The organism is Rubripirellula tenax (assembly GCF_007860125.1).
Classification (GTDB): Bacteria; Planctomycetota; Planctomycetia; order Pirellulales; family Pirellulaceae; genus Rubripirellula; species Rubripirellula tenax.
This window is the reverse complement of the sequence record NZ_SJPW01000008.1, coordinates 345497-357741: the sequence shown is the minus strand read 5'-3', so window position 1 is coordinate 357741 and position 12245 is coordinate 345497. Positions and strand designations below refer to the sequence as shown.

Below are 12245 nucleotides of genomic sequence, written 5' to 3'. Positions count from 1 at the left end.
AAGGGGATTGGCCGCATGGGTTAGCGGGCGTGGATAGTTTCACTGTAAACGAGCCGACCGGTGTATCCGTCATGCCATCGAATGATGACGTGAGGGCGGTCGTAGGCGACGAACTGATATCCACCGCCGGGCGATCCGGTTTGCAATATGTTGTTGATCTGCACGATGCCATAATAAGTGTTGCGAATTTCTTGGTAGGGCATATTGTTGGGGAATTCTGAGAGCCATCGGATTTCGACTTCGCGATCCATACTGCGCCAATTTCCTCCGTTGGGCGGATTGCCAAGCGTACCGATCGGATGCCCCGTGGACCCGAGCGGGCCGCACATCATTTCCCAAACGTTGTCAGAAATCTTGACCGACGCCGACGCGTGGACATCGCCGGTGAAGATGATCACAGTTTGTTCGACTGCATCGAGTCGGTCCAACAGTTCTTGGCGCTGATGCAAGAACGACGGAAACCCGTCACCTTTGTCGTCTGTATCGTCGCCACCGACGTGCGCCGCAGTGTGATAGATCGTCCACGGGTCGGGAGAAATCAGGAACACGAAGTCCGCGTCGGTGTTATCAATACCATCGAGCAACCACTTTTTCTGGGTATCGCCCAAGATGAATAGATTCGGATCACTACGATCCTTGGCGTTTCGATCCGATCGCTCGCCGCGCGTATCCAACGCGAAAAAGTGACTGTTGCCAACCCGCCAATCGTAATAGTGGTGCGTACCGATACTGTAATCGAGTTGTTCGCTGGCTTTCGCCGGCGGCGTGAATTCCAAATGCGTCGCGTCAATGATTCGCTTCAATCCGTAGACGCCCGCATTCTTTGGTGCGTCGTCACGACGCGGCACGATCTTTTCGCCGCGGGTATAGTTGCCCAAGTGAATTGTGCTGACCTGCGCCGGCGACAGACTCGTGAAGTTCGCGTCGGCATCGTGCAGAACGTTGTCGCCACGTTTGACTTCGCCGCGTCCCAGTCGGATGTTTCCTCGCTGTCGTCCGTTGGGATTCGCCCAGCCCAAGTAGTCTTCGTAAGCCTTGAGGCCAATGTCGCGAATCAAATGTCGCCCTTCGCCTAGACCGACTTGTCCGCAGCCATGGATGTCCCAACCGACGTCGTGATCGTCGAACGTGAACATTGCCGGCAGACGTCGGAACAGATTCGCAAAAGAACGACCGCGGCTAAAATACAATTTGTAGTTGTCTCGTACACCGCCAATCGTTCCGTCGCGCATCTCTTCATAGATGACATCACCATTGACGATTCCGAACGACACCTCGTCGGCGTGACGATGGCGTATGGAATCGTAAGCCGGTGTGTTTTCGTATTGGCCGCCGCTGTTGTTTGGAGCTTGAGACGCGCAGTGACCGATCGCGTACGTCAAGTTGAATAACCCGTGGGGGTTGTTTGCCGGATCGGCACAGGTCGACGCGTCGGGCAGCGTCCGAAACGAAGGCCAAGGATCAGCGAAATCGCTCCGCAGATCCGCGACCTTCCCATTGACTTCCACCAAGTAAAAGTAAGCTGTATTCGCATCTAACGATTCGATTTGCACGACACCGGTTCGGTCGTGATCGTCGCGGGTTCGGCCTTGGACCGTTTTCCAGCGATCGTCCGGCGGCAGCGATTTTCCGTATCGCACCCGAAAGGATCCGGGTTCGTGGGTGCGGACCCAAATTCGAACCGATTGAGAAGTCGGATTGCCCAGCAGTGGACCGTGGCTTAGGCCGCTAGCCCCATAGGGCAACACGTCGCTCGCAATCGGGTCCGGCCAACGTGACGTTTGGGCGTCGACGGATACGTGGAGGGAAGCGAGTGCGAAAGCGAACATTGCCTTCGGGATGACTCTACGCATTCAAGCAACCTTCCAAATACGCACGGGCTCGGTTGACTTCGGCTGTCACGGCTTCGGGTGTTTCCAAAATCGCGACGCCGCGCGGAACGGGGTGCATGAAGATCTCGGTGGGACCGGTGAAGTGGATCGTGCGAAGCGCATCCACCAAGGGCGTGAAATCAAAATCGCCTCGTCCGGGCATTTGCAACAGTTCTTGTTCTTTCGGAAGTTTTTCGGTCGATCCCATTCCGTGTTGCCATGCATAGAAGACGCTCAAACGCGGACCGAGGTCGCGAATCAGTTCGGCGATCGCTGTTGGTTCTTGAGTAAGATGGTACGGAGCCAACGCGATGCCCAATTTTGGATGGTCGCAAAGTTCGACCAGCCATTTCAACGAATCGGGGCTATCGATCAAGTTGTTTCCATGGTTTTCGATCGCAATCGTGACGTCGCACTCGGCGGCTTGATCGAGGTGTGGTTTCATCTGCTGGGCGAACTTCGCAACTGCCTTTTTCAGCTCGTTGCCGCTCAAGTCTTTGGGACCCTTTCCTCCGGTCACGACCAGTGGGCATCCGAGTCGTTTGGCGAAGGAAAGTTCTTTGCCCAAGCCAAACGGCCCGAGTCTGTATTGTGTCAAACAGCCCAACGTGACGTTGTGTTTTCGCAACAGCCCGGCAAACGTATCTTCACCCATTCTGTCGATCTGCTCTCGCTGATTGCCGTGAACCATCGGCCAAATATCGATGCTGGTCGCTCCCGTTTTGGCGACTTCCGGCAGTATCACGGACAAGTCCGTATAGCCGTACAGGCAACTGGCAAGCGAGTAGTTCAAGCGGAAGTCGTTTTTTGACGCGATGCCGTCCGCCTTACAGACGGATCCAGCCAAGGAAGCCGCAGCCATCGCGTTGAACTCGCGTCGACGGATGGCTTGGGCACTCGAGGAAAAAAGTCGATTCATGAAATCGGCAGCCAAAACGCAGTGGTGATTCGCGGTCAGTGAAGTCAAAGTTTACCAAAGCGTAACGTTGGTGATCGAGACCGAACCGTATTTCCAACGGCGGCGTGACGACTTCATCGATACACTTCGCCGCCGCGGCCACGATTGTCGCTTGGGCATAACACTTCGGCGCGAGCACCCGTCACGATGGGAGCATGGCGGAAGGCGAATTGGCCCAAGCCCGTCAGTTACCGGTCCAGACGGATTTTGGGCTGCCCTCGAATCGCGGCACAGACCGGATTCAGCCCTTCGAATACTAACAGGAACTCTCGACAATTTCGTGCGATGGACGGACTTTCCCTTTCGGTTCTGGCTGCTTCCGATTGGCCCCTTTTCGGTCGGAAGTTTGACGATTTCTGGACCTTGCGAGGACTTACCGCCGGCACGCGATTGGACGATAGTAGGTTGATGCGCTTTCTGGTCAAGAAAATCGAAACGGCGTTGGTGAACCTTTTGACGGGGCCGCCGACGGCAAACCATGCGCCGATGGTGACTCCATCGTCTGGAACCGCGTCTTCAACGGGACCGGCGTCGCTGGCGGATATGCTTCGCAGCCTGACGGTGACGGATCATCCGACCGCACGATTGATTCGCCGCATCGCGCCGTGGGTGGTGATGTTGATGGCGATCGGATTGGTTGCCGCGGCGATACTCGTCGGATACGTGCTGCGCGAATCCACTCGGCAATTGGTTCGCGATTCGCTGCGGTCGAATCTGTCCGCCAATGTGGCTGCACTGAATGGTTACTTTGCCGAACGCCGTCGCGAGGTTGATCGGATCGCCAATGATCCGGCGATCGCGGAAACGGCGACGGAACTGATTTCTGCATCCTCGGGCCGATTCGAATGGACGATCGCGGATCTGCCGCCGACCAGCGCTCTGGATTCAATCGACCGTTCGATCGACTCGTCCAATACCGTTGGTTGGGCTTTGCTGGATCGCGACGACCAGGTGATCGCGGCTTCAGCGACGGCATTGGTGGGACGACGACTGCCCATTCCGGAATCAGCGAAGCAAAGAGTCATTTCCGGCGGATCGACGATCTGTTTACCTTTCCAGTGTTCGGTTGGGATTCGCGGCGATGGTCCGATGTCGGTTCCCGATTGGCCCATGATGGCGGCACTCGGCAAAGTGGAATCAGACGGCAAGATGGTCGGAACGATGGCTGTTTTGGTCGACCCGGCGGGCGCTGTCAGCAAGCTTCTCGCGGTCGCGCGACTGGGAACGAGCGGCGAGACCTATTTGTTCGATCGGAATGCAACCATGCTGACACGCAGTCGGTTCGAGCATCAATTGCGAGCCGCGGGCCGGTTGGCGTCGGAACCCAATGTGACCAGTGCGAATCGAATCGCCGTGTGCGTCCCGGGCGTTGAAACGGTTCGCGATGCGACGGGCTCCCCAGCAGCTGCGGATCAATCGACCAAACCGATTCCGCATGCTGCGTTGACTTTGATGGCGGATCAAGCGACACGTGGAGGAACCGGTGATAACGTTACCGGCTACCCAGATTATCGAGGCGTTGATGTGGTCGGTGCTTGGACTTGGTTACCCCAATACGAAATGGGGATTGCATCGGAGATGGATGCAGCCGAAGCCTATGTGCCAATAAGAATGTTGGGCCGCCTGGTGATCGGGATGCTGGCGTTGGCGACGTTGATGGGCGCGATCTTGGTCACGTTAGCGATCGTGCTGCGTCGAGCGTACCGTCGAATTGCCGCCGGCGATGACGCGCAGCGACGCATTGGTCACTATCGATTGGGCGAATCGCTGGGGCGTGGTGGCATGGGCGCCGTTTTTCGGGCCGAACACGATCTCCTTAAGCGTATCGTCGCGATCAAAGTTCTTGACAAAGAATCGCAGAGCAGCGTCGCGGTCTCGCGATTCGAACGCGAAGCACAGATGACGGCAGGACTTCGACACCCCAACACGATCAGCCTCTTTGATTTCGGCCAAACCGATCGGGGCGACTACTTTTATGTGATGGAGTACGTGGAGGGGATCACGCTGCAGAGTTTGGTCAATCGGTTTGGCCATCAACCGCCGGCACGCGTGATCCACTTGCTGCTGCAAATTTGCGGCTCACTTTCGGAAGCGCACGCGCAAGGCATCATCCATCGCGACATCAAACCTGCGAATCTGATGATCTCGACCGAGATCGGCAGCCAGGACACCTTGAAAGTGCTGGACTTTGGATTGGTCAAAGACGTCGATCCCAACCGAGGCGATCTTTCGCTGACAACGGCTGATGGGATCACCGGAACGCCCATGTACATGGCGCCCGAAACGGTCCGTGACGCGACCACATCGAACCATCGCAGTGACATCTATGCCGTCGGTGGCGTCGGCTACACGCTGCTGGTCGGAAAACCGATGTTCGAAGGCGATGCATCGGTTGACATCTGTTTGAAACAATTGCGAGAAGATCCGATCCGGCCCAGTGATCGCATCGGAGTCCCGTTGCCAGACGATCTGCAAAACGTTTTGATGAGTTGCTTGAGCAAAGATCCCAAGTTTCGGCCAAGTTCGATCGAAGACTTAGCGACGAGCTTGCATCAATGCTGTGACGCGGGGAAGTGGGACGATGTCGATGCCAAGAATTGGTGGTCCCTTGTTCTTAATGGCGCGTTCATCGACGATAGGGCGAACCGGGGTGATGCCACCACCGACGACGGGGCCACTTCGCCAAGCGAGGGAGACGCAAGCGTTACGGCGCACTAGATGAATATGTTTGGAACTTTTCGAGGCCAGGACGACGAACCGATCGATTGGACCAGTGTGCTTGCGCTGCTGGAAGATGATGATCGGCGCGCGGCCGTCGAAAGGGCTTACCCGGGCGAAGGTCGCGACAGCTACTTGTCGGCACTGCGCCGTTTGGACAGCGATACACTTGCCAACGTGTTGTCAGCGGGCCGCAAATTGCAAACGGCCGCCAAATTGGCTCAGTGGCCAACCGTCGCGGTCGCGGGCATGCTCAACAGCGGCAAGACTTCGTTGGTGGCGACGTTCTTAAGCGAACCCGGTCGAGCCCGAACGCTTCGCGGCAGCAGCAACCGCGAAGGCACGCACCGGTTCGTGTTGTGGTTACCGTCAGCTTGGCGAGATGACGCCGAGTTGTGGGGTTTGCTGATGGGGCGGATCGGCGATGCGGTCGGCAACCCGCCAGAAATGTTAAGCGAAGACGTCGCCACCGCTCACGGCCAGTACAACAATCGCGACGGAGACGGTTTGGCGTTGAATGTGCCCCTGGTTGCAACGGATCCGGCGCTCGACGCAACGGGAATCGGACTGTTGGATTGCCCTGATATCGTTTCCGATGCCGACCTGCAACTCGGATCGCCGACCCAACGTCGGGAACTCCTCGGAAGGGCCGCAACGTTATGCTCGGCTTTTCTGGTCGTCACCAGTGCCGAATCATCCCGTGATGCGACATTGGGTGACTTGCTTCGAATCGCTGCCGACTTGATGCCCGGCGTGCCACGGTTATTGGCAGTGAATAAAGTTCGGCCGAAACAAACACCCGACCTGGTTTACGACACATTCAAACCACTCGCCCGCGCCCACGGGATCGAAACGATCTACGCGGCGTACGATTTTGAAATTCCGGCGAGCCGTCCCTACATTCCCGCGACTGACCCTACGGTTGCTGCGGCGTTCGAACCCGATGCCGACCTAAGCCCCGTCTTTTTCTCAGTTCGTGAAGACGCCGACGATAATCCGCCCGCGTCGATCGATGGCGAACGTTTGCTGTCGGCCTTGCCGATGCGGCTGGATCGTGGCGTCCTTTTCGAAAAATTTCGCTTGGCACTGCAAAATGGACTGAGGACCGCCGTTTGGGAAGACGGTTTTGCGATGATCGATCGCGATGCCGACGACTCGATTGTGGTCACGGCGAAGGCGCAAGACTGTTTGCTGAAAGCGTCGCTCGAATTCTTCGCACACCGAACCCTTGGTGGCGAAGTGACCGAATTACGACTGCACCAAAGCGAACGCATCATTCGTCAGCTTTCGGAATCGTTTGCCATCACCGCACCGTGGTACGCGCGATGGGGCGTTCGCTTGAACGCAAAAATGCGAAGTGTATTCGGCGGTGCCGGTGACTTCATTCGTCAATTGACACCGTCGGCCGTTGCCGAACGCGCGGCGGGCGAAATCAAAGACAAGTTTCGTCGCGGCGAATACGGCGGCTTGATGACGCCCGAACGATTGCTGCAAGCGATCGATCGATTTGGCGGCGAAACTTCACTGAAGCATTGGCCGGCGATGACGGACAAGTCGGACCGAAAGCACTGGGAAGAAGCTGCGGAAGCGGCAATCTTGCGTTTCGAACGAGACGACTTCACGTCGCTCGATCCTCGTCGTTTGGATGAAGCCGTCTCGCAAATGTGGAGCGAAGTTCCGACGCACAAGAAGCTGGCCGCCGGGTTGACGCCTTTGGCAGCGACACTTGCCGCGTTTGCGGGCGTGTTGATGATTCCCCTTGACTTCGGCAGCACCGTCATCGCATCGGCATCGATTCCCGAGTTGTTCGCGGCATTGGGCTTGGGGGCTTATGCAACGATGTGGGCAGGTGCACAAAGTACGCGAAGCGTCGGTCGGCAAGCGGCTCGGCAACAGCTATCGGACTTCCACGCAGTTCTTTGCGATACCTTTGGCGTTGCGCGACTGAAAAAGTTACCGTCGATTCGCGTTGGCGGCGCAAACGAAAAGTTGGTCGCTTCGAAAATCATTGTTCGTGAAGCCATCGGTCCCGCTTTGCCGATGTACCACGTTCGTGACGAATTTCGACAAGAATTAAAAAAAGTATTACCTCGAGGCGGGACATCGGCCAAGTGAATAGCCCATCCTTAGAATCTCGATCCGTCGGTGGCGGTTCTTCAGACGCCATTTTGGAAGATCATCTTGGCCGCCCCGGCGAAGATTTCCTGCGTCGTGTTCGAAGGGCGACGACCCATGTTCTGGGTGACAGCCCCACGGGCCGAGAAGTGCTGGAGCTGTGCGAGCAACATAGCCAAGCTCGCCGGATGATTCTGGAGGACCGTAGCCAGGGCAATACCGTCATTGCGATCGTCGGCGCCACCGGGCAGGGCAAGTCATGGTTGATTCGCCAATTGATTCGCAGCTCGTCTGCGGCCGGCTTGGTGCGAAGTGGCAACAACTTGGATGAAGCCACCGAGAAACTGGTTTGGATCGGCCCTTCGCCGCCGGCCGACTTGGATTCGCGTAGCGAACAGTTCATTCACTGTCCCGCGGCGAACATGCAAACCATTGGAACGCCTTATCTGTTGGTCGATGCACCGGGGGCGACGGATGCACGGCCGGCGATCGCGGCCGTCGCCAAACGCGCGCTGTCGATGGCGTCCGTTTTGTTGTTAGTGGTTCGCCGCGATCAACTGCGCAGCGAAACGGTGGCGCTGCTGACCGAGGCGAGTGAGGGAACGATCGTGATCCCAGTGGTCAACGCCGTCCGCCGCGACGATTCACTTGATACCGACATCGACGCGTTCATCGCACGAATGCGAAAAGCAGCACCGACCAGCCGCGTGGTCGCACCCGTGATCGTGGAAGACTTTGACGTCGGCGATCGCAGCGAGAACGATGTCGGCGCCGCGGCTGCCGAAACGATTGCGGAACGATTGAATTCAGAAATCGGCGAAGTGTGGGAAGGCGATCGACGTCGCAGCACCCGTTTGTCAGCGTTGGACTCGCGGTTCCGAGCAGCATTGCATTCGATACTGAGGGATCGCCTGCCAGATCTGACCGCGGCAGTCCGACGGCTCAACGAAGAAGCTCGCAAATTGCCGTTGCAGGTCGCCGAGTCGTTGGTCGGCAGCGGCAGTTCGCTGCAGGCGGCCGTGCGGTCGCGACTGCGGCTGTCGCTGTTGAACGAGACCGCAGCGTTCTGGTTTCCCTATCGGACTCAACTTGCGATTCTAAATCTGACGCACGGCGCTTGGGATCGCGTGCTGATGTCGTTGTCCGGGTCGCTGCCCTCGCTAATAAGCGCCATGTGGACAACGACAAAGAATTTGACGTCTGATCGTGACGCCCAGTCAGACCTGCGCGACGGTCTTCGCAGGCGAAGCGATGCAGCCGTCGCCGATCGACTGGGGCCGCTGGCCGTCCGATTTCGTGACGAAGTTGCCGCACTTCGTGACGGAAAACGCCACTCGACACCTTCGCTAACCGATACAGAATCGCGGGGCCAGGTCGCGTATCTATCGGGCATTGATACGTTACAAGAACGATCGCAACAAATCTTTGATTCCGAAGTCGATCGCGTCTCCATCACATCAACCATGGCGATGTTATGCGGATTGATCGGAACTGCAATTTTTTGGTTCTTGATGGCTGGACCGGTCGTCGCGCTTTACCGCAGCTATTTCGACGCCAGCCTGGTCACACTGCGTGATCTTGGCGGTGACATCGATGCGTTCCCGCGGCCTGACTTGGCCATGATGTTGACCAGCTTGATTTTGTCCGTCCTGCCGACGGCGTTGTTTGCAATGATCGTGATTTCTGTTTCGCAGAGCCGGGGTCGTGTCCGCGCGGCGGAGGCTCGCATCCGTGAAAGCCACCACTCGACGATCGAACAATTGCAAAACGATGGCGTTCTGCGTTTGCGTTGGGACGAACCGTTGCTTTCGGACGCCGAGTTTTTGCTTTCGGCTGGGGCCGCAGAAACGGAGATGACCTAATGGTTGAAATTCTGCTCAGCGGTGGCGTTGTCGGTGTCATCATTCTGCTGGTCTTGTTTGCACTTTCGGTCGCAGCGGCCTACTTGGTGTTTGACCAAGTGATGACGTTACGACGCAGCGAGGTGCTGCCCGAAGGTGTTAGCGACGCGGTTCGGCAATCTTTGTTGACCGGACGCATCGCAGAAGCCGATGCGGCTTGTCGTCGTGCCCCGAGCGTCTTGAGCGTTGTGTTGCTATCAGGCTTATCGGAATACGAATTCGGTTGGAACGAGGTCGAAAAAGCGGTGGAAGATTCATTGGCCAGTCAGGCATCGCGGTTGATGCGGCGCATCGAGTACTTGTCGGTGATCGGCAATATCGCACCGATGGTCGGCCTGCTCGGCACTGTGACGGGCATGATCTTTGCTTTCCAACAAGTCGCAACGACTCGCGGTGGCGCCGGCGCCGGCGACTTGGCAGAGGGCATCTATCAAGCGCTGGTGACGACGGTTGGCGGTCTGGTCGTTGCGATTCCGTCGCTTGCCGTTTACGCAGTGTGTCGTAACCGTGTGGATTCGCTGATTGCCGACGTCGCCTATCAAAGTCAACTCGCATTGTCACCGATCAAGCGACGCCCCGCCTCGCGAACTCGTCCCGCGACCAATCCGGCGACTGGCAATCCTGCTCCCGCGAAACCACCATCTGCTCAACCGACGGCCCCGAGCCGTCCGCCCAAACAACCGCCCCCAACGGCGTAACTTCACGAAAACGGCGACCGTTCATCGGATCGCGCATCGATACGAGACGCGTCGTCCGTTTTCAAACGAACTAGGAAAACTCATGTTTTGGATCGACGTTCTGTCCCGCATCGTTCACGTATCGACCGCGATCGCATTGGTCGGTGGCAGCTTATTTACGCTAATGGTGCTGTTGCCATCTGCGAGTGAATTGGGCGAGGAACCGCACAAAAAACTGGCTGCAGCGATTGCTGGCCGTTGGAAAAAGTTTGTTCATATCGGCGTGACTCTGTTTTTGGTCAGCGGCCTGTACAACTTTGTTCGCGCGATTCCGTTGCACAAGGGCGACGGCACCTACCACATGTTGATCGGAATCAAGATGGTGCTGGCCTTGTTTGTTTTCTTCCTTGCTGCTGCGTTGGTCGGACGCAGTGAAAAGCTGGCCGGAATCCGCAATGCACGTAAGAAGTGGCTGACCGTTCTGGTCATTTTGGCTGCAGTGATCGTGGCTATATCCGGGTACACAAAGGTTCGCGGCGTGCCAGCGAAAATTGATACCGTGAACGTGACGAATCTCTAACGCAGATCCGATGCGTATCGCGACATCCGCAGCCTAATTCGATTGATCCGGAAAATAGGCTTTCACCGAATTCACGAACGGGTAGATCCGATCTGGCATCGGTGCGAATGAGGGGACATGCAACGACAAACAATGTAGTTCACCTTGCAGCTGTTTCATGCTGGTCATGTCCACCGTATCCACGGTGTACCCGGGCATCAGGAGGCGGTAAGCCGCCATGGCCGCGGCCACCATGTCCGGCGGATCAGTCGCGAAGATCGGCATCAGCACTAGATCGCCGGCAATGATCACATTCGTGTACGCGGACCAGGACATGTTCTCGCGAACGGGAATTTGCACGCGATGGACGCGCAAGGGACGACCACCAACGTTCACTTCGGCGAGCCGCTGGGCGTTTCGATTCAAGATCGCAGCGTTGACCGGATCGCGGCTTGGGTCAAGACTCGCTACCAGCACGTCTTCAGCAGTCAAAAACGTCGTGAACATATCAACGTGTTTGGTGGACTCCGACGTCAACGGTTCTAGCACAACGAATTGCGACAGGTTGCAGAACTTGACGAACTGATCCACCACCATCTTTCGGCGCTCGATTTCAGGATTCGCACCGGGCAACGGACGTGGAAACGTGATGTGGTTGTCTTCGAAAATGCGATTCGTCGCCAACGCTAGACCCTGACCGTTGCTGATCAAGTTTCCGCCTTGGACCGTCCATGGCACTTCGACGTACTCGGCTCCACTGCGTTTGGACCAGATGCTTGGCAGCGAATCGTCTTTGGGTCGAGTACCTTCGTAGTAGAAATCCAGCACGGACGCTCCGTCCGCCGTTTGCGAAAAGATCGGACCGAAGTCGCGAAGCCAAACGGTGTTTAAAGGGACTTCACAGAAATATACATGCGACTTGTCCTTGGCGTCGCTCTCCAGCAACCATTCGGTCGTGCCTTTGATTTGCCAGGTGTCATTGCAAAGCACCATCACGTTGACGTGACCCGCCGTCTTGTCCGCGATCTCAATCAGGATTTCACGATGGTGCGGTTGCCAATCGGCGACCCCTAACAGCAACGCGCGCGTTGGCTCAAATTCCGCAGCAAGCCGGGGATAGGGCGACGCATGCGCTCGTGTTGCTCGCGCCCCACCAAACGAATCCAACACCATGGTGATCGAATCGTCCGCCAAAGCACCAACGCACCCGAACACGGCGAAAAACATCGAAATACAAAATGCAATCTCGGATCGCATGAACGGACGACGCGTCAAGAATCACCTTGGCCGGTAACGGGTTCCAATCGATTTCGCGAAAATGATCGCGTTGACGCAATTGTAAATCAACGAAGCCGAAAGTGACTTCGCAATCGCGTACTTTTCGACATCCAACGGTTTCCGCAAACTCGTGACGTTCGCCGTCACAAATCACCGCAAATACGGCCC

Annotated in this window: 8 protein-coding genes; 5 read left to right on the top strand and 3 right to left on the bottom strand. The window is 57.0% G+C overall.

The genetic code is table 11. The annotated features are described in order from the left end of the window. Positions 1-20: 20 nt before the first annotated feature. Both Poly51_RS27355 and Poly51_RS27350 read right to left on the bottom strand, forming a co-directional pair. Positions 21-1853, bottom strand: coding sequence for an alkaline phosphatase D family protein (locus Poly51_RS27355; protein WP_146462121.1), 1833 nt, complete (start codon positions 1851-1853; stop codon positions 21-23). Beyond that, on the bottom strand, positions 1846-2790 hold the full coding sequence (locus Poly51_RS27350; protein ID WP_146462118.1) for a sugar phosphate isomerase/epimerase family protein: 945 nt from the start codon (positions 2788-2790) through the stop codon (positions 1846-1848). The genes Poly51_RS27355 and Poly51_RS27350 overlap by 8 nt, the downstream gene beginning before the upstream one ends. Positions 2791-3237: 447 nt before the next feature. Here Poly51_RS27350 and Poly51_RS27345 point away from each other — a divergent pair, with 447 nt between their 5' ends. From Poly51_RS27345 to Poly51_RS27325, 5 genes are all read left to right on the top strand, one after another. Next, on the top strand, positions 3238-5547 hold the full coding sequence (locus Poly51_RS27345; protein WP_222435934.1) for a serine/threonine-protein kinase: 2310 nt from the start codon (positions 3238-3240) through the stop codon (positions 5545-5547). Positions 5548-5553: 6 nt separating this feature from the next. Further along, entirely contained in the window at positions 5554-7662 is a 2109-nt protein-coding gene (locus Poly51_RS27340; RefSeq protein ID WP_146462220.1) for a hypothetical protein, read from the top strand. Further along, positions 7659-9524 carry a hypothetical protein gene (locus tag Poly51_RS27335; protein WP_246114813.1) on the top strand — a complete coding sequence of 622 codons (1866 nt, stop codon included), beginning with the start codon at positions 7659-7661 and terminating at the stop codon, positions 9522-9524. Before Poly51_RS27340 ends, Poly51_RS27335 begins: the two co-directional genes overlap by 4 nt. Then, positions 9524-10261 carry a MotA/TolQ/ExbB proton channel family protein gene (locus Poly51_RS27330; protein WP_146462114.1) on the top strand — a complete coding sequence of 246 codons (738 nt, stop codon included), beginning with the start codon at positions 9524-9526 and terminating at the stop codon, positions 10259-10261. The genes Poly51_RS27335 and Poly51_RS27330 overlap by 1 nt, the downstream gene beginning before the upstream one ends. Positions 10262-10343: 82 nt before the next feature. Continuing rightward, positions 10344-10820, top strand: a complete 477-nt coding sequence (locus tag Poly51_RS27325) for a hypothetical protein (protein WP_146462112.1) — start codon at positions 10344-10346, stop codon at positions 10818-10820. A 33-nt stretch (positions 10821-10853) separates the two neighbouring features. Here Poly51_RS27325 and Poly51_RS27320 read toward each other — a convergent pair whose 3' ends face one another. After that, positions 10854-12026, bottom strand: coding sequence for an agmatine deiminase family protein (locus Poly51_RS27320; RefSeq protein WP_246114812.1), 1173 nt, complete (start codon positions 12024-12026; stop codon positions 10854-10856). Positions 12027-12245: the final 219 nt, after the last annotated feature.

Coding starts and splice junctions, on each gene's coding strand:
- Poly51_RS27320 (WP_246114812.1), bottom strand. CDS start 12,026: ATGTTTTTCGCCGTGTTCGGGTGCGTTGGTGCTTTGGCGGACGATTCG.
- Poly51_RS27325 (WP_146462112.1), top strand. CDS start 10,344: ATGTTTTGGATCGACGTTCTGTCCCGCATCGTTCACGTATCGACCGCG.
- Poly51_RS27330 (WP_146462114.1), top strand. CDS start 9,524: ATGGTTGAAATTCTGCTCAGCGGTGGCGTTGTCGGTGTCATCATTCTG.
- Poly51_RS27345 (WP_222435934.1), top strand. CDS start 3,238: ATGCGCTTTCTGGTCAAGAAAATCGAAACGGCGTTGGTGAACCTTTTG.
- Poly51_RS27340 (WP_146462220.1), top strand. CDS start 5,554: ATGTTTGGAACTTTTCGAGGCCAGGACGACGAACCGATCGATTGGACC.
- Poly51_RS27350 (WP_146462118.1), bottom strand. CDS start 2,790: ATGAATCGACTTTTTTCCTCGAGTGCCCAAGCCATCCGTCGACGCGAG.
- Poly51_RS27355 (WP_146462121.1), bottom strand. CDS start 1,853: ATGCGTAGAGTCATCCCGAAGGCAATGTTCGCTTTCGCACTCGCTTCC.